Below are 20507 nucleotides of genomic sequence, written 5' to 3'. Positions count from 1 at the left end.
GGGCAGTATGGAAGCCTTACTGGAAATCGATAACATCGAGGTGGTTTACAACAAGTCGGTGCAGGTCCTCCGGGGCCTGTCACTCCGGGTGCCGAAGGGCGCTATTGTGGCGCTCCTCGGCTCCAACGGCGCCGGCAAATCTACCACTCTGAAAAGTGTTTCGGGGCTATTGACGCTGGAAGACGGCGAAGTGACCGCCGGGGAAGTGCGTTTCCGGGGCAAGGATGTGAAGGGCACGCCGCCCGAGAAACTGGTGCGCAACGGGCTGTTTCATGTGATGGAAGGTCGTCGGGTGTTTGAGGATTTGACCGTTGAGGAAAACCTGATTGCCGCCACCTATGCGCTCACGGGCAACAAGCCATCCCTTAGCGACAGTTATGAGATGGTTTACAACTACTTTCCAGCCTTGAAGGAACGCCGAAAACAGCTGGCAGGTTACCTGTCCGGCGGTGAGCAACAGATGCTGGCTCTCGGCCGGGCGCTGATTGCCCAGCCGGAACTGATCATGCTGGATGAGCCCTCGTTGGGCCTGGCGCCGTTGCTGGTGGAGGAAATCTTCACCATCGTGGCCCGGATCAACCGCGAGCAGGGCACCGCTATTTTGCTGGTGGAACAGAATGCCGCGGTGTCGCTCGCGATTGCCAGCTACGGCTACATCATGGAGAGCGGCAAGATCGTGATTGACGGCCCGGCCGACAAACTCATGGCCAACGAGGACGTGCAGGAATTCTACCTCGGCGTTGGCGGCGCCGGAGGCGAGACCCGCAGTTACCGGGATATCAAGCACTACAAACGCCGTAAACGGTGGCTTTCATGACAACACCTTTCATCCCCGATCTTACTCTGACGCAGATGCTGAGGGCCCATGCCAAAGCGCGGCCCGAGGCGCTGGCCCTGCGCCAGAAAGACTTCGGTATCTGGCAGGCCTATTCCTGGCAGGATTACTACGCGCGTGCCCGGCATTTCGGGTTGGGGCTGCGTGCCCTTGGCCTGCAACAGGGCGGCCATGTAGCCATCATCTCGGAAAACCGGGTGGAGTGGGTGATCGCCCAGATGGGCATAGGAATTGTCGGGGGTATCTGTGTGGGCGTGTACCCGACCAGCCCCTGGCGTGAGGTGGCCTACGTCCTTGAGCACAGTGATGCGGAATTTGTGGTGTGCGAGGACCAGGAGCAGACCGACAAGGTGCTGGAAGCCTGGCCCAGGCTGCCCAAACTAAAGCATAGCATTGCGATGGATATGAAGGGCCTGCGCTATTATCCGGAGCCACCGGCGGCGTTCGAGGACATCGAAGCCCGGGGCCGGGAATATGAGACGGCGCACCCCGGACTGGTGGATGAGTTACTGGACGGCCAGCACATGGATGACACCGCCCTGATGATCTACACATCGGGATCGACCGGGCGGCCCAAGGGCGCCATGGTCACCTGGGGCAATCTCCACGCGGCGGCGCCCGGACTGATCGATCTGTTGCGGGCCGATGAGCATGGCTCCAGCCTGTCCTACCTGCCACTTTGCCACGTAGCGGAACAGGCATTCACCAACATTGCGCCAGTCTACGTGGGTAGTGCAGTCAGCTTTGGCGAGAGCCTGAGGACAATCCAGGAAGACTTGAGGGAAATTGCCCCGACCTTTTTCCTGGGGGTGCCGAGAATCTGGGAAAAGCTGCATTCGTCCATCTATATCAAAATCCAGGAAACCGGCCGGTTCCGGCAGGCGCTGTTTAACTGGGCAATCCGGGTCTGTACCCCCATGGCCACCAAGCCCCGAACGCAGTGGAGCCTGAAAGAAAGATGCCTGTTCGGCCTCAGTTACTTTCTGGTGCTCCGGGCGCTGCAGAACTTCATCGGCTTGCGTCGCTGCACCATTGCACTGACCGGCGCTGCGCCGATTTCCACGGGCATTCTGAAATTCTTCCGGACCATCGGCATTCCCCTGGTGGAAGTCTATGGCCAGACCGAAAGCACCGGCGTCGCCACCGCCCAGCGAGTGGATGACGTGCATCTCGGAACCGTGGGTGTCGCCGTTTCCGGCGTCGAGGTCAAGCTCGGTGAACACAATGAAATCATCATGCGCGGCGGCAGTGTGTTCAAGGGCTATTACAAGAACGACGAAGCCACCGCTTCAACCCTGAAAGACGGTTGGCTGCACACCGGGGATGTGGGCGAATGGCGGGATGGCCAGCTAAAAATTGTCGACCGCCTGAAGGACATCATGATCACCGCAGGTGGCAAGAACCTCTCACCCACCGAGATCGAAAACACCATCAAGGCCAGCCCCTATATCAAGGAATGCATCGTGATTGGCGAGGCCCGGAAGTATGTTTGCGCCCTGATCCAGATTGATTACGACACGGTTGCCAAATGGGCCGAGCAGGAGCGGATGGCCTACACGACATTCCGCAGCCTGACCGAGCAGGAGCGGGTGACCGAACTGATTCAGGCAGAAGTAAACAAAGGCAACGATCAGCTGCCGCCGGTGGCTCAGATCAAGCGTTTCCATTTGCTCACAAAGGAACTCGACCACGACGACGACGAGGTGACGGCTACCATGAAGGTGCGCCGGAGCAAAGTCTACGAAAAATACTCCGACGCGATTGAATCCCTTTACGCCTGAAAAGCCGGTAATCAGTACCGGCCTTTTTGCCGTATTGCCTCAGATCTTGGTGACGAACGTGCGGGCCTGGTATAAAGCCAGGCCACTCAAGACAATGATTACCGTTACAGCCAGGATATCGGCACCTGGAAATCCCCAGAATTCAGACATGTTATTTCCTCGTGAAGTTGAATGATCAGGCAAAGCCCATCTGTCAGGCCAGTTCGGTGTCCAGCATGCGCTGCCGGCCAAAGGCATTGAGCCGGAACTTGAACAGGACCCGGCCGACGCCGAAGTAGCCCTGATCGTCCAGTTTTTCTTCCACGCTTTCGATAATGCCGGTGGAAAACAGGTCCGTCAGGGTCACCCGTGTGTTGCCCCGCCAGTAAGGACCGGCGAGGCCGTACTCACTCATCAGAGCGTCTGTCAGCTCCCAATCCCAGACGCCTTCATCGTGTCTGGCGCTGATGAGCTGGAGGATTCGGCCTTTCATGTGTAATTTTTTCATGGGTTGGTACTCCGGTACATCAATGAGCGGGCGAGGGGGCAGGCACGGCGTCGGTGTTTTTCGACACGGCGCGAACGACTTCAAGAACCTCGTCGTTCTCGGTGTACATCACGAAGCCGCCGGTTACGAACAGCGCCAGCCCGGCCAGAAAATTCCACTCTGGAAGCTGCAGGGTAAAGGCAGCCAGGAAGATCACGGCGAAGAGACCATACAGCGCGGCAATGGCCTGTCCGCGACCCACACCAATGAGCGGGAAGGACTTGTACCAGGAGACATAACAGAAGGCGAAGGTGACCCCGGCCAACATCAGCCAACCCATGGCGGCCCAGTTGAATGTGGCTACAACCAACTCGACAACGGGCTGGTCGGTGAACAGGTAGATAGCCGGCAGAATGAGCGCGACCCAGTAAAGTACCTCGGCGGAAAAGCGCACGGTGATACCCACATCCGGGTCGGCAACATCCAGGCCTCGTCCGGCAATGGCCCCCTCAACGCCCCAGCCCAGGGCCGCCATGGCGCCGCCGACGTAGCCGAGCCAGCCGCTTTCGCCGGTACCGGTCAGCTCGCCAATGATCCCCGGCGCATAGACCGTTACACCGCCGGCGAGAATGATGAAGATACCGATGGCCGCCCGCTTGGTAATTTTTTCCTGATACCAGAGACGTGCCAGAGTGGCGCCGATGATCGGATACATTAACGCGGCGATCGCCGCGAAGGCCCCGCCAATGTAGCCGATGGCCAGATAGGAACCGAATATGGCCATGGGGCCGCCAAAGATGGCACCGATAAAGAACCATTTGGAGATGTTGCGCATCTGCCGAATGGTGCGGCCGTATTCACCCCATTTACCCAATACCCCATTCCAGACGAAGAGGAAAAACAGTACGGCAATGGCGTTGAACGTCGTCAGCACCGCTGCCGCCAACAGAAATTCGGCATTGGTGTCGTAGCTCAGGTTGACGTAAGGCGCTTCAAACCAGACCGCGGAGCCGGGTATGTACCAGGCGCCCCAGAGCACGGCGCACCAGAGGGCCCACATAAAGCCCCATCGGATGCTGCTGGCGGTAAAGCGTGAACGAGCCTGGGCCAGGCTGGTATTGGTCATGACGTTTCCTTTATGGCGGTCCGACGTTCGGTTTCCGGCTCTTCGCTGAGGAAGGTTTCGAGGGAGTCGTCCATGGCCTGCATCCACGGCGTATGGTGGGTCGGCGCCAGGGTTCCTGTGAGAGTTGAGCGATAGCTCTGATTGCGATAACCGAGAATGTCCGCCTCTTTATGGTGCTCCCATTGCTTGAAGATCTCCGCCACGCCCTCGACGTCGAAGGTGGGGTAATCGGTGGGCTGCAACAGATCACGGATGTAGGCGGCCTGGAAGTCGATTGCCTGGAACGGATTTTCGACCTTTTGTTCCTGGCTGACCCAGTGCGCTCTGTCGGCGGCCATGGCTGACTCATCCGGCCGGGTGATCCGGTCGAGTATGACGTCCCGCGCGTACCAGGCCTGGGCATCGAACATATTGAAGGTGTAGTACTGGTCCTGCATTCCCAGGAATACCAGCTTCGGGTTTTGCTCCAGGAAGATGCCCTTGTACAGACCCTCTGGATAGAGCCGATTGTGGGTGTTCAGGGTCAGCTCGTCCGGCAGGAACGGGAAATGGTGTTGGTAGCCGGTGCAGAGAATGATGGCGTCCACATCCTGACTGCTGCCGTCCTTGAAGTAAGCCGTCTTGCCGACCACCTTGGTGAGCAGTGGCACTTCCTTGAAAGAGTCCGGCCATTCAAAGCCCATGGGCTGGCTGCGGTAGCTGAAAGTGACCGATTTCGCGCCGTATTTGTGACACTGGGTGCCGATGTCCTCGGCGGAATAACTGCTACCGATCAGCAGCAGGTCCTTGCCAGCGAATTCACAGGCATCGCGGAAGTCATGGGCATGCATGACGCGGCCCGGAAACTGGTTGAGACCCTCGAAATAAGGCGCGTTGGGCGTAGAGAAATGACCGGTGGCCACCACCACATAATCGAACTCTTCGGTGCAGAGCACGTCCTCTTTGAGATCTCTGACCGTGACCGCAAACTTGCCGGTGTCCTCCGTATAGTCCACCCAGTGAACCGCGGTATTAAAGCGGATGTACTGTCGCGCACCACTTTTCTCGACGCGCCCCATGATGTAATCACGGAGCACCGCCCGGGGCGGGTAGGAGGGAATGGGCCGGCCAAAATGCTCCTCGAAGCTGTAGTCCGCAAACTCCAGGCATTCTTTCGGTCCATTCGACCAGAGATAGCGATACATGCTGCCGTGCACGGGTTCACCGTAGGCGTCAAGGCCGGTGCGCCAGGTGTAGTTCCATAATCCGCCCAGATCACTCTGTTTTTCATAGCAGACGATTTCGGGAATATCGGTGCCGGCGAGGCGTGCCGCTTCAAAGGCACGTAGTTGGGCAAGTCCGCTAGGGCCGGCCCCAAGGATGGCGATTCTAAAGCTCATAGTGTTCCTCTATTGTCAGGATGTGCGTCGTCCGAACGAGCGAGAGCGTGCTCGTTCGACGAAAAAATAGTTGTGGCTGGGCACCGCTCCGTCAGGAATACGGTCCCATCGCCCGGTGAAAACGGTCCACGCAGGCGCGCGCCAAATGCAGGATTAACTGCGGGCGTAAAAATAAACCGGAGGCTCCGTTTGCCAAGGACTGCAGGCAATTCGCTTCAGGGCGGAAAATCGTCGTGCTAGCCGTGTTGGCTGTACTGCAAGGTGTCGAAGCGTCGCCAGAAAGGGGAGCGCTCGAAGTGGTCGGGAAAGGCAGCGCGTTGCTGTCTTTTGGACTGCTTTGGTAAATCAGAGACGGGACCTTAACACAAATCTGATGTTCTTGCGGTTTGTTAGCCAGGATCCGGCGGATTCTGGCTCTGAACGCCGACCGGACGCCGTAATGAAAAGAGCAGGCGAATGCCCGGATCCATGAGACAGATCCAGGCAGGTTTCAGGTGTGCTAAAAAGCCTGGTTGACTCAAATGTTAAGAATTGCAAAAGCTTGCCGATGATTTACCTCAAGCGAGTTGCTCCTCTGTAATATCCAGTCAAGACGTTCAAGATCTTCGCCAACACGAGGAAATTCAGGATGTTGAAGGCAGGAAATGCTTTGTCTTGTGTGTTTGCGGTTGGCTCATTGCTGGCTCTGGCCAGCATCGCACCTGCGCAGGGTAGCCACACAGGGCTCTCTGTGGGGCAGGCAGAGATGAATGACTTCTGTGACGACGTGTTAATCGAGTGTGATGACTTCGCTTTGACCGGGCGCATATACGCGGGCGGATTCTTTGACAGGTACCTGGCGTTCGAGGGTGGTTATCGCTTCGTTGATGACACCACAATAAAGAGCAGCGCAGGCTCTATCGACGTTGGTTACCATATGTTTGACAGTTCTCTGCTGGTGTTCACACCGGAGCTTGGCCCGGTGCGCCTGTTCGCGAAGGTGGGTGATCAATTCTGGCGGCAGGAAGGCAGTTTCACGATCAACGGTCTTGGCAGTGCCAGCGATCACGAAAGTGGCCTTTCGTTCCGCACCGGCGCCGGCGCCAAAATCGGTGTTACCGAATCTTTCGGTCTTCGCCTGGAATGGGATTACCTGCAGGATATTGGTGACGACAGCTCAGGCGTCCAGAATCTGAAATCCGATGTACACGTGTTCTCGGCAGGGCCGGAATTCCGGTTCTAGACTGGGGTGTATGATGCAACCCATTACCGGCTACCACAAAGATCAAGAAAACCACTGGGTCGCCCGGTTGGCCTGTGGTCACAACCAGCACGTGCGCCACACACCGCCTTGGGTGAATCGCCCGTGGGTTACCACAGTGAAAGGCCGGGAGTCGATGCTGGGGTTTGAGCTGGACTGCCGGAAATGTGATGAGGGCACGCCGCCCGATGACCGGCCCTGAACTCGATCTCGCTCGTGGGCGTTCTGCCCCGCAGATTCCCCGGCGCACTTCTTGAGGCCACACTCTAAAGCAGGAGAACTTTTCAAGGGTATCTGCGTATACTCCAAGCATTAAATAATTATCATATTTACTAGAGGTCAGAACCAATGCCGGCATGGTTATCCTGGGGACGTGAAAGAGCAGTCTCATCCGTAGGCGTTGAACCGGGCCAGGACAATCGCGACAAGCAATCGTCAACATACATCTCAGCCCGCCTTGCAGAACTGCTGGCCGATGTATCGGAGCCTTTTGTCACAATGGATTCCCGCCAGAGCGTATTGCTCATGAATGAGTCAATGCGCAAACGATTCGGCATTGGCTCCGGGGTCGTAGCGGGTCAGCCGATGACGTCGGTGTTCGGGGCTGACCTTGTGCCAGGCAGCTGGCTATGGCGGGAGACCATTGCCTGACAGACAACGGCGGCCGTGAATGGCGATGCCGGGTTACCCTGCTCGGGAGCAAATTTGATGGCCAACGCTATAAGACCATGATTCTTCAAGATCTTTCCGCTTTGCCCCAGCCAGATCCGGAAGAACAGTTACTGGCCGCGGCTGCGAGGGTGACTGAAAACGCTGTCGTGATTACTGACCCGAATGGCAAGATCGTTTTTGTGAACCGGGGATTTGAGAAGCTGGCCGGATATCGGCTTGAGGAGGTCAAAGGGACCAAACCGGGGGACCGGCTTCAGGGCCCTGACACCAGCGAAGAAACCCGACGCCGTATCCGCCAGCACCTGGATGCGCGCACGCCGTTCTATGATGAAATTTTGAACTATCACAAGAACGGTGAACCTTACTGGATTTCACTGGCCATCAACCCGATTGTGGATGGTGCCGGTAAACTGACGCACTTTGTGGCACTGGAGGCCGACGTCACCACCACAAAAGAGACCGGGCTGGCCAACGCCCGGCGCTTTGAGGCTATAGGTCGTGCAGCCGCCATCGCTGAGTGGAACCGCGACGGCCAGCTGATCGCAGCCAATCATTACCTGGTTGAACGCCTGGGATTCGGCAGTGAACAGGAGTTACTGTCCCAGCGGTTAACGCTCCCACAGCTGTCCGGTGGCGACAACTTCAAGCAGATCCTGGCAGGCAACGACCAGAAAAACACGGTGCAACTGGAAACCAAAACAGGGAAGTCTGTGTGGTTGGAAATGTCATCCTGTGCGATCCGGAACTTCTCTAATGAGGTTCGTCTGGTGGTGTCCTACGGAATTGATATCACCGACAAGCGTCTTGCGACTCAAGTGACCAACAAAGAAATGGGTGAGGTTCTGGAGTCCAGTAAGGAAATCAGCAACATCATCAAGGTCATCAACGCAATTGCCAACCAGACAAACCTGCTTGCGCTGAACGCGGCTATCGAAGCTGCAAGGGCCGGGGAGTCGGGACGGGGCTTCGCGGTGGTCGCCGACGAAGTCCGCAAATTGGCGAAGCGATCAAGTGATTCGGCCGGCGAAATCAACGAGCTGGTGACCGCATCCAATGAGCGGATCGAGCGTTTGTCCGACTCTCTCAGTAATCTGAACGAGTAGTTGTGATTGGGCCAGCTCCAGTCGGATCAGTTTATTGAGCTTAATAGACTGTCTGGCTATAAAGCAGTCGCTCCCTTCAATCGCCTGAGAATAACCTGCTCCAGGGCCTGGGCCGACGGTGACAGCGACCGGTTGGCCAGCTTGATGATGCCGATCTGGCGCACCAGTTTGGGCTCGCGCAGAGGGATAAAACGCAATTTCTGGTTATCGACCGGAAAGGCCAGACTGGGCAGAGTGGTAATGCCACTGCCCGCTTCCAGCATGGCGAGCAGAGAGATCATGTTGGAAATATAGAAGTCGTTGTTATCCACGAGGCTGGCGGCTGCGGTTTTTTTTAATAGCCGCGAAGTGCCGTTGGCGATAAACCGCTCTTTCTGCAGTTCCTGCCACTGCAGGCTGTCACAATTTGCCAGCCGGTGGTCGCGATGCAATACAACCCCTATGTTGTCCTCAAACAGGTGGGTATAACTCAGGTGTTCATCCTGTGCCCAGACGCTGCTGATCCCCAGATCGACCTCGCCACTAGCGACCATCCGGCAGACGAACTCCGCGTTTTCGTCGTGCAGGTTAATGTTGAGGTTCGGAAACTCGGCAATGAACGCCGCCAGGACTTCCGGCATCAACCGACTGGCAACCGATGGCACCGTCGCCAGGGTGACGCGCCCCTGCTGGCCCAGGGCGACATGCTGTAAATCGTTGGCGAGCCGGTCGTGCTGCTTTATCAGTTCCCGGAATCGGGGCAGACAATACTCGCCGTAGGGGGTTAGCTGCCCCTTCTGGTTCTTTTCGAATAGCGGCTGTCCGAGCCGCTCCTCCAGATCCCGTATGGCCATGGACAACGCCGGCTGGCTGCGGTGCAGTTGTCGGGCAGCGCCATGGAAGCTCCCTTCTTCGTGCACCGCGAGCACATAGCGCAGCGGTTGAGTCTTGAGTTCGAGCGACATTCGTTTTCCGTCCGTTTCTGATCAGCAATGAAGTATAAGAATAACTTATCAAAACTGCGATATTTTTGATTACCCTTATAAATTAAAAGCGTCTAGGCTATGGGTAATCATTAAGGAGGAACCCATGTCACAGTCACACGCACTCTACATCGGTGGAGAGTGGGTCAAGGGTGAACCGTCTGCCCAGCCCAACCAGAATCCGTCTGATCTCTCCGATACCATCGGCCATTATGACCAGGCCAGTGCCAGGCAGGTGAAGCAGGCCATTGACGCCGCCCGGCAAGGCCAGAAGATATGGGCCGAAACCGGGCTTGAGGCCCGCTACAGCGTGCTGATGGCCATCGGCAATGAGCTGATTGCCCGCAAGGACGAACTGGGTGAGCTGCTTTCCCGCGAGGAAGGCAAGCCGTTGGCAGAAGGCAAGGGCGAGGTGTATCGCTCGGGCCAGTTCTTCCATTACTACGCCGCCGAAGTGCTGCGTCAGATCGATGACCGGGTGGCATCGGTGCGCCCGGGTGTTGAGATCGAAACACGTCGCGAGCCACTGGGCGTTGTCGGGGTGATCAGCCCCTGGAATTTCCCCATGGCGACCGCCGTCTGGAAGATCGCCCCGGCCCTGGCGTTTGGTAACGCCGTGGTTTTCAAACCCGCCAATCTGGTGCCGGCAAGCGCCTGGGCGCTGACGGAAATCATCAGCCGCCAGAGTCTGCCCCCGGGTACCTTCAACCTGATCACCGGCAGTGGCCGTGAAGCGGGCGAGGCATTGATCACCAGCCCCCATGTTCAGGCCATCACCTTTACCGGGTCGCTGGAGGTTGGACGCCGTGTCGCTGCCGCGACTGCCGCCAACCTGGTGAAGTGCCAGCTGGAAATGGGCTCCAAGAACGCCCTGATCGTGCTGGACGACGCTGATCTGGATGTGGCGGTTGAAGCGGCGTTCGCCGGTGCCTATTCCGGCTCCGGGCAGAAGTGCACGGCGTCCTCACGGTTGATTGTTACCGATGCGGTGCACGATCAATTCGTGGCGAAGCTCACTGAAAAACTCGCCGCAGCGACGGTGGGCCCGGCACTGGCGGACGGTACGGTCATTGGTCCCATTGCCAGCGACAGCCAGTTGGCAGCCAACCGTCGCTGGGTGGATGTGGCCTTGCAGGAGGGCGCCACGCTGGTGTTCGGCGGCAAGGATGTCAATGCCGGCAGCGAGGGCTACTACATGCAGCCGGTACTCTTTACCGATACCACCAACGACATGACCATCAACCGGGATGAAGTGTTCGGCCCCGTGGCCTGTGTGATCCGGGTTCCGGATTACGAAGCGGCGCTGGCGGCCCTGAACGATACCAACTATGGCCTGACCGCCGGTCTGATCACCCGTTCCCTGCATTGGGCGACGGATTTCAAGGCCCGTGCGGAGACCGGCTGCGTGATGGTGAACCTGGCTACCGCCGGTACGGATTATCACGTGCCCTTCGGTGGTCGCAAGGACTCCAGTTTCGGACCACGGGAGCAGGGCCGAAACGCCCGCGAGTTCTACACCGTGGTGAAAACCTGTTACACCAAGGCCTGAGGACTCTGCCATGTCACAGTCTGTTCTGACCATTGATGGGCTGCAGTACTCGAACTGGTCCCGGACTATCTTCGAGGAAATGCGCGAAGGCGGCGTTGATGCGGTGCACGCCACCCTGGTGTACCACGAGAACTGCCGTGAGACTTTGCTTCGTTTCGGGGAATGGCAGCGTCGATTCGAGGCGCATGATGACCTGATCATGCCGGTGCACCAGGCCAGCGATATCGAACTGGCTCGGGAAAGCCATCGCGTGGGTATTTTCTTCGGAGCCCAGAACTGCTCGCCCATCGAAGACGATATTGATCTGGTGGCCATTATGCGCCGGCTGGGGTTGCTGATCATGCAGCTCACCTACAATAACCAGAGTTTGCTGGCTTGCGGATGTTACGAAGCCGAAGACAGTGGCGTCACCCGTTTCGGCCAGCAGGTGATTCGGGAGATGAACCGGGTCGGCATGTTGATCGATATGTCTCACAGCTCAGAGCGCTCTACGTTGGACGCTATTGAGCTATCGGAGCGGCCGGTGATTATCTCCCACGCCAATCCGGCCACCTTTCATGCCGCCAAGCGCAACAAGTCCGATGCGGTGTTGCGTGCGGTAGCGCAAAGCGGCGGCATTCTGGGATTTTCGGTGTACCCGTTCCACCTCAAAAATGGCCCGGACTGCACGCTGGATGAGTTCTGCGGCATGGTGGCCGATACCGCGGAGCTGATGGGAGTCGATCACATAGGCATGGGCACCGACCTGTGCCAGGCGCAGCCGGAGTCAGTACTGACCTGGATGCGCAATGGCCGCTGGACCAAGGCCACGGACTATGGCGAGGGCGATAAGGCGAATGCCGGCTGGCCAAAGCCGCTGTCCTGGTTCAGCGATAACCGCCATTTTAGCAACATCGCCGACGGTTTGCGCCTGAAGGGGTTCAATCACGACGAGATCGAAAAGATCATGGGCCGAAACTGGCTCCGGCAATTAACCGAGGGTACGCGGCCCCAGCCAGGCGCCGTGTTCTGAGTCATCACTGTTCCGACAACAAAAACAGGTAAACGCCATGACAATCTCAGCCAGTTCTACCGCGACTCCGGAAGTGGGTATCAAGCGCTTGGGGGACCCAATCGTGTTGGGCCTGAGCGTGGGTTTCATACTGCTCTTTCTCGGCCTCTCCCTGTATGACATCGAGTGGACGGCCGGGTTGATCTCCAGCGGCTTCGCCTGGACGGCCAAGACCCTGGGTTCCTACTTTCAGCTGCTGCTGTTACTGACCTTCCTGATTGGCATGGGCGTTGCCGTCTCGCCTGCGGGCAGTGCCAAGGTAGGCAACCGGAGTACTCCGGAGCTGAGCACCTTTAAATGGCTGTCCATCATCATGTGCACGCTCCTGGCCGGCGGGGGTGTTTTCTTCGCAGCCGGTGAACCGGTGTATCACTTCGTGGTGACGCCGCCGGTGTTCGATACTGAGGCTGGCACGGCGGAAGCCGTTGCGCCTGCCTTGGCGCAGTCGTTCATGCACTGGGGATTTCTGGCGTGGGCAATCCTGGGCACATTGTCGGCCATCGTGCTGGCCCACGCCCACTATGTGAAAGGGCAGCCACTGCAGCCCCGAACACTGCTTTACCCGGTGTTTGGTGATCGGGTGATGCACGGCTGGTTTGGCGGCCTTGTGGATGCCGCCTGTGTGATCGCGGTGGTTGCCGGTACCGTGGGGCCGATCGGATTCCTGGCCACCCAGGTCAGCTTTGGCCTTCATGAACTGTTTGGATTTCCCCAGGGTTATGGTACCCAACTGGTGATACTGGTGGTGTTGGCGGCGGTTTACGTGACCTCGGCCATGACGGGGATCCACCGGGGCATCCAGTTACTGAGTCGGTTCAATGTCTTTCTGGCACTGGCTATTGCGGCGGTGATTTTTATCTTCGGTCCTACGCTGTTCCTGACCAATTCCTATACTCAGGGTTTCGGGGAATACGTCAGTTCCTTTTTTGCCATGGCAACGGTGACTGCCGGCACTGCCGAAGGCTGGTGGATGCAATGGTGGACGGTGTTCTTCTTTGCCTGGTTCCTGGGTTACGGGCCTTTGATGGCCATTTTCGTTGCCCGAATCTCCCGCGGCCGGACAATCCGCCAGATGATTCTTGCGGTGGGCGTGATGGCGCCGGTGGCGACGACCATCTGGTTTACCCTGCTGGGTGGCTCTGGCATTTTTTACCAGTTGACGGGTGCCATCGACCTGACCGAAGCCCTCAACAATTTCCAGTTTGACGTCGCCACGCTCACCATCGCCCAGGCGCTGCCCGGCGGATCGCTGATGGCACTTGCCATTCTGGTGCTCACCACCATTTTTGTGGCGACCACGGGGGACTCCATGAGCTACGCCATCGCCGTAGTCAGCGCTGGGCATGATGACCCTGAACCGGTTGTGAGGGCCTTCTGGGGCGTGGCCATGGCGCTGATGGCCGCTGTTCTGCTCTATATGGGAGCCGGTCAGATCAGCGCGCTGCAACAGTTCATCGTCATCACGGCGATACCTGTCTCGCTGATTCTGCTGCCGTCGCTGTACCTTGGCCCGAAATCCGCCTTTGCCATGGCAAGGGAGCAGGGCATTGTGCCGCCCAAGGGCGAAGTGGCCCTGGTGGGTCAAACCACCAGCTCGGCTGACTCAATTTCGGAGAACTAGGAGATGGCTACCCAGTTGGACGTGCAACCTCAGCTGAAACTGCGCCCCGCCGCCAGGGTCATGAACCTGGTACGATTGGGTAGCCTGCACGCCAGCCGCCTGAGCTTCGCGCGCAGCCTGGTTCGCCAGATGGCACGAGAGGACTGGACGGTCACCACCGTCCGAAGCGAGCTGGATGACCAGGGGCATGGCGTAGTGATCTACCGTTTGCAGACGCCCCACCACACTTACCACGGTGTGGTGTTTTCCCAGCATCTGGACCCCGAACGCCGATCCGACCGTGTGATCGCGGAGGCCTGGGACGTCACCTTTGCGCTGGTTGAAGGTGTGGTCGAGGACAGCTTGCTGGCCCAGATGGCTGCCAACGTACCATTGCAGGAGGCCGGCCGGCAGCACCCGAGGCTGCTGGTGCTGTCGCGGGCCAACAAGAGCCTGCGAAACTTCGACCACTTTGTCGAAGCTCTGGCGTCGGGGCGCCAACCGGATCCTGCCTGGCTTACCCGGGTGGGTTATCTGTACCGCACCACAGCGGTCTACGGAAACGGAAAGTTTGGCATTGCAGATTACGCCCGCCTGCAGAAAAATCCGGACTTCAACCGACCGTTTTCGGCCCAGATGTTTGCGGTATATCTGCTGCGCCATTTTTCCATTCAGCAGGTGGAACACCTCGCCCAATGTCGCTCGCAGGAGCATGCGGTCAGCCTGGCTCCGGCACTGCAACGTTATCTGGGCGTTGGTAACTCCACCGGTTTGGGCATGGCGCCTTTCCTGATCAATCATCCGCAGCTGATCCAGCAGTGGGTCTATTGTCGCGAGCGCGCTCTGGCCTGGGCCCGCGAGCAGCCGCCCACCGAAAGCTCTCGCCTGGAACTGATGACGCTGTTGCGCCGGGCTCACCAGCATTTTGTGGAGACCGTGACCGAGAATGCCGAGCAGACCCGGCGCAATGCCGCCACTGTAGACTCCATCGACGCAGTCATTCGCTGGCTGGACCAGACACACGCCACCTCAAACCTCTGGGATGACTTGCTGGATTGGGCCGACGACCACTGTTCGCTGGAAGCCCAGGAGCTGATCAACACCCTGCTGATCGAACTCTATCCCGACCTTATTGATGCGGCGGAAGACGAGTTGGGCTGTGAGGAAATACTGGAATTGCAGCCGGAAATGCGGGCATCCGCGCTAAAACAGATGATCGAATCCAGGTTTGCCTGGGCGCTGGATTACGACCCCAAGAATCCGGATCATCAATACTGGTTCTGGTATCGCTCGGCGGAAAAAGAGGAGCCCCGGTTGGGCGTGCGTGCCGCAGAACCCGGTGCCGAAAAGGAAGTGTCGCTGGCCATCGGCCCACGGATACACCGCACACACCGGTTGCTGGATGCATTCCTGGATCGCAGTCCCCGCGGCTCGGTGGTGGAATTTCTGATGGCGCACCCGGGGCAGAAGGAATGTGTCCGACGTATCCAGACCATGGGTGCTACGCCCTATGGGGAGATCCAGGCCAACCTCTGGCACCGGGATATGAAACCCATGCACCTGCTGCGCACCAAACTCTCGTTTTTCGGTGCCAGCCGGTTTGATCCCAAGTCCGATCGTTGGGTACGGATCACCCTGTTTCAGGGTGCGCCGTTGTTCTGTGAGCTGTTCAGCGATCACGGCACCGACAAGGCCCGGCTGGCGGCACTGGACGACTGGAGCTTCCCCGTTCAACCGGATTCGGGAGCGTTATGAAAGTTTCGTTCAACGAGCTGCAAGGGATGGGCCGCAAGGCGTTCATGGGTATCGGTTTCGCCGAGGGTGATGCCATTGATGCGGCCGAAATGGTTGCCTGGATGGAAGTCCATGGCCTCGGTGGTGTCGCGGCTCTCAAGAAAGGCCTGGATTATCTGCTGACCGAGAACCCCGGCGAAACCCCGACCCTGGTGTATCAGGACGCCGACTTCAGTGTGCTGGACGCCCACAACCACAGCATTCTCGGCAATGCCAGCCTGGCGGTGGAACTGGGATATGCCAGGGCCCGGGCACGGGGGTTGTCGATCACCAAAATCCGGCATTGCCACAACCGGGTATTGGTGATCGGCTACCTGTCCCGGCTGGCACGCCGGGGTATGAACGTCACCGCTTTCTGGCGCAACTCCCACGAGCCGTTGATTGAGCAAGTGGTTGGATTCAAAGCCGGCCACCCGGTTCCGGAAATATGCGTCTACAGCCTGGAGGATATCCCCGACGATACTGAAAAGAACGATGGCATTACCCTGATCATGGCCAACCATGTCGACCTGCTGCCGAGCCTGCGCTCGGACTATGCCCTGACCAACCTGATGCGGCAAACCGAGGAGGACCTGGAACAGCAGCGGGACCGGGCCCTGGTGGAGGGGCTGGAGGTGGACGAGCAGCTTTGGAAAACCCTCAAATCCCTGGCCGACCGGTTGCTGGTTGAAGCCTCTGCGGCCTCCCGCAGCGGCGCAGGCGCTGGTGCCAGCGATAATGATTGACCGGAGAGAAACGGATGACGACTGCACCGACCATTACACCCATTGCAACAGAGCTGCCGCGCTCTAAAGCGCCCTTGGAATGGGCTGTCTCTGCCAACGGTATCCTTTTTACTGCGCAGATTCCGATTGACGCCAGTGGCCGAGTTGTCTCCGGGGGCATAGAGGCCCAGGCCAGACAAACCATGACCAACCTGAAGCACACTCTGGACTGCGCCGGAACAGGCATGGCAGGTCTGACCCAGGCACTGATTTATGTGACTGACCGGGAGCACCTGACCGTGGTCAACCAGATTTACGCGGAATATGTGTCAGAACCCTATCCGAATCGCGCGGCGATCATCGTCTCAGGATTTGCGCGGCCGGAGATGCTGGTGGAAATCGTGGCTTATGGCGCGGTGGCCTGACCCGGTCTGAAATGCCAGATTGGTTTAGGCGTCTGTCCGGGGAATTTGGCACTCGCCAAATGATCTCCGACGTCGCTTATGCCAGAATTTCAACAGGGTAATTGCAGGTCGCTGTCAGCGTCGTTCAGCAGAAACTCCCGTTAATCTCCACGGCATACCTCAGAAACTCCCAGAGCAGCGTTACTCGCGTCAGAGTGGCGGGATGTGATCAACCCTTCCACCTGGGAAGTGGTATGCCGGGTGCCCTTTGCGACAGTGGCTGAAGTCGACACTCTTGAGGAGGTTATCGACTTCGTCAATCGAACCCCCCAATGGTAACGGCTCTTCCATCTTCACCGGTTCCCCGGGGATCAAAACGGGGAGATCATGGCCCCGGCGGCAAACAGGCCATTCAGTTCCGGACCCACACCAAAAAGGTAACCGCCCGCTGGTTTGAACCTGACAATTTGTCGAATGAGGTCAATACTACTATTGCAATGAGCTAGATAAACAATGCGCTCAACGACCGGTGCAAGGCTTCATGTTTCGAAAACCACCGAAAACCAAACAAGAAAGGAAGAGAAACGATGAGTCGAAATTTTGGAATGCCCACTCTGCTGGCAGCAGGTTTCACCGCGCTGACACTGTCCTCTGCCATTCATGCTGCTGGCCCCGCGAAGCTCGATGTGGCCAGCACTTTCAACACCAATATTTTTATCGGCGAGGGCGCTCTGCGCTTTGCTGAAGAACTGAACACGGTTACCGATGGCAAGGTCGAACTGGATGTGCACAACCCCGGAGACCTGGTGCCGGCGTTTGAAGTCTTCAACTCGGTTTCGTCCGGCGCCATTCCCGCGGGTTGGGACTGGATCGGTTACTGGGCCGGCACAGTGCCGGTAACCAATCTGTACGGTGCGCTGCCTTTCGGCCCGACGCCCGAGGCGTTCGCGTCCTGGATGTGGTCCGGCGAGGGCACTGAACTCCTCCAGAGCGCCTACGATCAGTACAACGTCAAAGTCCTGCCGTGCTTTATCTCACCGCAGGAGACTGGTGGCTGGTACAACAAGGAAATCAACAGCATCAAGGATTTTGATGGTCTGCGGATCCGGATTTCCGGTCTGGGCGCGAAAGTGCTCAACAAGTATGGCGCCTCCACCCAGCTGATCCCCGGTGGTGAAATCTACCTGGCTCTTGAGCGCGGACGTATCGATGCCACCGAGTTCTCGGTGCCCCAGGTGGATCAACTCATGGGCTTCGAGGAAATCACCAAATACTACTACTTCCCCGGTTGGCATCAGTCCGCCAGCTGGTTCTCATTCATCATTAACCAGGATGTATGGAACGAGTACGACGACGCCACCAAGGCCAAGTTCGAAACGGCGTGCCGGGCCACTCTGCAATGGTCCATGGCCGAGGCTCCCCCGGAGCAGATGCGCGTGATTGCCAAGCTCAAGGAGAAAGGTGTTGAAGTCAAACGCTTCCCGGACGAGGTTGTTTCAGAGCTGCGCACGGGCTGGAATGAAGTGCGTGATGAGGAGATGAAGAACGACCCGATGTTCAAGAAAGCCTACGAGTCATTGATGGAACACACCCAACTGGTCGATGACTGGTACGAACTGCAGGCCATTCCCCGTGAATGAGGCTGTAATTTAAAGGGGTACAAGTGCCGGCGGTGGCAGAGACCATCGCCGGTTTTCCATCCGGACTTTGATCTGACGGATATCGCAGCCGTATGAACTCCAACGCTGGTCGTCTATCGCACTCCCTTCCTCCCTGGCGAACCGGACTTGCCAGAATTCTTGCCACCATTGCCATCCCCTTGATCGCCATCGGCAACTGGCTCGGCCGGGTTTCCAGCTGGCTGGTGCTGGCGATCATGTTTGTAGTGCTCACCACAGTGCTGATGAACGCCTTAGGCTGGAACGAACTGCTTCATTGGGAAAATAAAGTCCTCCTACTGGGCAACGCCCTCACCATTAACTCGGTTACGGAAATGCAGTGGCACCTGTTTGGCTTGTTGACCCTGATTGGCGGCAGCTACGCCCTGCATTCGGACACCCATGTGCGGGTGGATATGGTGCATCATCATCTCAGCCCCATCGGTAAGCATTGGGTCGATATCATCGGGCATCTGGTATTCCTGATTCCCTTCTGTGTACTGGTGGCCTGGTTATCCAAGCACTTTGTGAGCATGGCTTATGTGTCCGGGGAACAGTCCAACTACGGCGGGCTGACCGACCGCTATCTAATCAAGGGCGCGCTACCGGCGGGGCTTGTACTGCTCGCCCTGAGTGCGCTGGGGCAGGTATTTGACCGCCTGGCCAAAATCCTCGACCCACGCCGCGAGGCGAAGGAGCCCCACTATGCTGGATGAATACGGCCTGGCCATCGCCATGGTGCTTGCCCTGCTGGTGGGCATTTTCAGCGGATATCCGGTGGCTTTTCTGTTGGGCGGGTTGGGTATTCTGTTTGCGTTTATAGGTGATGTGCCCGTCGGTTACCTGGGCCTCATTTCCTCTCGCATTTTTGGCGGGGTGATGGAAAACTGGCTGCTGATCGCCATTCCCCTGTTTGTTTTCATGGGCCTGATGCTGGAGAAATCCGGTGTGGCCCGAAATCTGTTACTGACCCTGCAACGGCTGTTTGGACGGGTCCGTGGCGGGCTGGCCATTTCAGTGGCTTTCCTGGGGATCGTCATGGCGGCCAGTACCGGCATTATTGGCGCTTCGGTGGTTATGCTGGGGCTGCTGGCGCTGCCGGTAATGATGCGCCAGGGCTACAAACCGGAAATGGCCTATGGGGTGGTCGCCGCCTCGGGTACCCTGGGAATTCTGATTCCGCCCTCCATCATGCTGGTGCTGATGGGCTCGATCATGAACCTGTCGGTGGGTGATCTGTTCAAGGCTGCCATATTTCCTGGCCTGCTGTTGGGCGGCCTTTACGTGATTTATCTGCTGATCATCTCGCACCTGAAACCGGAATGGGCACCGTTGGCCAGTGAAGGCGATGAAGCGCATCTGATAGGGCAGCATTCGCCGCTGGCCATCGCCCTGTTGCGGGATCTGTTCGGCCCCGTGGTGCTGATTGTCGCGGTGCTTGGCTCCATAATGGCTGGTATCGCTACTCCGACCGAGGCCGCCGCCATTGGTGCCGCCGGCTCACTGATACTTGCCCTTGGCCTCAGGCAGCTCAACATCCAGGCGCTGCGGGAAGTCTGCCGGGACACCTCCCGAACATCGGCGATGATCCTGTTCGTGGTGATCGGCGCCACCTGCTATAGCCTGGTGTTCAAGCGCCTGGGTGGCGACGACATGATCGTCGATATCATTACCGGTACTGGCCTGGGTCCCTACGGCTTGCTGCTCCTGCTGATGGCGCTTATCTTTGTCCTGGGCTTCTTCCTGGAGTGGATTGAAATCAGCTTCGTGGTGCTGCCACTGCTGATGCCAGTGGTGGAGGGGCTGCAGTTTGACGGTGTCAGCAGTTCGGGGTTGATGTTGTGGTTCGCGATTCTTGTTGCCATTAACCTGCAAACCAGCTTCCTGACGCCACCGTTCGGCTATGCGCTGTTTTATCTCAAGGGCATCGCACACGGTGATGTCAGTATCGGCGTTATCTACCGGTCGATCATACCGTTTGTGCTGCTGCAACTGACCGGGCTGATCCTGTGCATCCTGTTCCCCGCGATCGCACTCTGGTTTCCCGGGAAGATGGAGTAGGAGGCGCCGTGTAATGGTAATTGGGTAAGCCTTGCTCTATCTCAAATCCCGGTAGGACTTCATGAGCTATTCTGTTGCTATGCAGATCTGAGCCAATGCGCCCAGCGACTGAGGACAGGAGA

Annotated in this window: 19 protein-coding genes; 15 read left to right on the top strand and 4 right to left on the bottom strand. The window is 58.0% G+C overall.

All coding sequences use genetic code 11. The features are described 5' to 3' along the window. Positions 1-7 precede the first annotated feature (7 nt). Both F6Y09_RS16195 and F6Y09_RS16190 read left to right on the top strand, forming a co-directional pair. Positions 8-817, top strand: a complete 810-nt coding sequence (locus F6Y09_RS16195) for an ABC transporter ATP-binding protein (protein ID WP_152207989.1) — start codon at positions 8-10, stop codon at positions 815-817. Then, entirely contained in the window at positions 814-2616 is a 1803-nt protein-coding gene (locus tag F6Y09_RS16190; RefSeq protein ID WP_152207988.1) for an AMP-dependent synthetase/ligase, read from the top strand. The genes F6Y09_RS16195 and F6Y09_RS16190 overlap by 4 nt, the downstream gene beginning before the upstream one ends. A 193-nt stretch (positions 2617-2809) precedes the next feature. Here the strand turns inward: F6Y09_RS16190 and F6Y09_RS16185 are convergent, their stop codons facing one another. Genes F6Y09_RS16185 through F6Y09_RS16175 form a run of 3 tightly spaced genes read right to left on the bottom strand, consistent with a single transcriptional unit; the run spans position 2810 to position 5587 of the window. Further along, positions 2810-3103 carry a hypothetical protein gene (locus F6Y09_RS16185; RefSeq protein ID WP_152207987.1) on the bottom strand — a complete coding sequence of 98 codons (294 nt, stop codon included), beginning with the start codon at positions 3101-3103 and terminating at the stop codon, positions 2810-2812. 19 nt (positions 3104-3122) lie between these two features. After that, a complete protein-coding gene (locus F6Y09_RS16180) occupies positions 3123-4208 on the bottom strand; it encodes a DMT family transporter (protein WP_152207986.1) in 1086 nt (361 codons plus the stop codon). Continuing rightward, entirely contained in the window at positions 4205-5587 is a 1383-nt protein-coding gene (locus F6Y09_RS16175) for an NAD(P)-binding domain-containing protein (protein ID WP_152207985.1), read from the bottom strand. Before F6Y09_RS16175 ends, F6Y09_RS16180 begins: the two co-directional genes overlap by 4 nt. A gap of 628 nt (positions 5588-6215) precedes the next feature. On the opposite strand from F6Y09_RS16175, the gene F6Y09_RS16170 reads away from it, so the two are divergent. From F6Y09_RS16170 to F6Y09_RS20730, 4 genes are all read left to right on the top strand, one after another. Continuing rightward, positions 6216-6809, top strand: a complete 594-nt coding sequence (locus F6Y09_RS16170; RefSeq protein WP_152207984.1) for an outer membrane beta-barrel protein — start codon at positions 6216-6218, stop codon at positions 6807-6809. 10 nt (positions 6810-6819) lie between these two features. Then, on the top strand, positions 6820-7029 hold the full coding sequence (locus F6Y09_RS16165; protein WP_152207983.1) for a DUF3565 domain-containing protein: 210 nt from the start codon (positions 6820-6822) through the stop codon (positions 7027-7029). A gap of 146 nt (positions 7030-7175) precedes the next feature. After that, a complete protein-coding gene (locus F6Y09_RS16160) occupies positions 7176-7478 on the top strand; it encodes a hypothetical protein (protein ID WP_152207982.1) in 303 nt (100 codons plus the stop codon). After that, the gene (locus tag F6Y09_RS20730; protein WP_152207981.1) at positions 7457-8602 is read left to right on the top strand and encodes a methyl-accepting chemotaxis protein; all 1146 of its coding nucleotides are present in this window, start codon (positions 7457-7459) and stop codon (positions 8600-8602) included. Before F6Y09_RS16160 ends, F6Y09_RS20730 begins: the two co-directional genes overlap by 22 nt. Before the next feature lie 56 nt (positions 8603-8658). Here the strand turns inward: F6Y09_RS20730 and F6Y09_RS16150 are convergent, their stop codons facing one another. Continuing rightward, entirely contained in the window at positions 8659-9546 is an 888-nt protein-coding gene (locus F6Y09_RS16150; RefSeq protein WP_152207980.1) for a LysR family transcriptional regulator, read from the bottom strand. 124 nt (positions 9547-9670) lie between these two features. On the opposite strand from F6Y09_RS16150, the gene F6Y09_RS16145 reads away from it, so the two are divergent. From F6Y09_RS16145 to F6Y09_RS16105, 9 genes are all read left to right on the top strand, one after another. After that, on the top strand, positions 9671-11113 hold the full coding sequence (locus tag F6Y09_RS16145; RefSeq protein ID WP_152207979.1) for an aldehyde dehydrogenase family protein: 1443 nt from the start codon (positions 9671-9673) through the stop codon (positions 11111-11113). A gap of 10 nt (positions 11114-11123) precedes the next feature. After that, on the top strand, positions 11124-12125 hold the full coding sequence (locus tag F6Y09_RS16140) for a membrane dipeptidase (protein ID WP_152207978.1): 1002 nt from the start codon (positions 11124-11126) through the stop codon (positions 12123-12125). 37 nt (positions 12126-12162) lie between these two features. Then, the gene (locus F6Y09_RS16135) at positions 12163-13785 is read left to right on the top strand and encodes a BCCT family transporter (protein WP_152207977.1); all 1623 of its coding nucleotides are present in this window, start codon (positions 12163-12165) and stop codon (positions 13783-13785) included. A 3-nt stretch (positions 13786-13788) separates the two neighbouring features. Further along, positions 13789-15519 carry a hypothetical protein gene (locus tag F6Y09_RS16130; protein WP_152207976.1) on the top strand — a complete coding sequence of 577 codons (1731 nt, stop codon included), beginning with the start codon at positions 13789-13791 and terminating at the stop codon, positions 15517-15519. Further along, on the top strand, positions 15516-16283 hold the full coding sequence (locus F6Y09_RS16125) for a DUF3726 domain-containing protein (RefSeq protein ID WP_152207975.1): 768 nt from the start codon (positions 15516-15518) through the stop codon (positions 16281-16283). The genes F6Y09_RS16130 and F6Y09_RS16125 overlap by 4 nt, the downstream gene beginning before the upstream one ends. A gap of 14 nt (positions 16284-16297) precedes the next feature. After that, positions 16298-16687, top strand: coding sequence for a RidA family protein (locus F6Y09_RS16120; RefSeq protein WP_152207974.1), 390 nt, complete (start codon positions 16298-16300; stop codon positions 16685-16687). A 566-nt stretch (positions 16688-17253) separates the two neighbouring features. Then, positions 17254-18306 (top strand): TRAP transporter substrate-binding protein, encoded by a 1053-nt coding sequence (locus tag F6Y09_RS16115; protein ID WP_152207973.1) that lies wholly within the window; start codon positions 17254-17256, stop codon positions 18304-18306. Positions 18307-18398: 92 nt separating this feature from the next. Then, entirely contained in the window at positions 18399-19040 is a 642-nt protein-coding gene (locus F6Y09_RS16110) for a TRAP transporter small permease subunit (protein ID WP_152207972.1), read from the top strand. Further along, entirely contained in the window at positions 19030-20385 is a 1356-nt protein-coding gene (locus F6Y09_RS16105) for a TRAP transporter large permease (RefSeq protein WP_152207971.1), read from the top strand. The genes F6Y09_RS16110 and F6Y09_RS16105 overlap by 11 nt, the downstream gene beginning before the upstream one ends. The last annotated feature ends 122 nt before the right edge of the window (positions 20386-20507 follow it).

Source organism: Marinobacter changyiensis, from assembly GCF_009193265.1.
In the GTDB taxonomy this organism is placed as follows: Bacteria; Pseudomonadota; Gammaproteobacteria; order Pseudomonadales; family Oleiphilaceae; genus Marinobacter; species Marinobacter changyiensis.
This window is presented reverse-complemented; position numbering and strand designations above follow the sequence as displayed.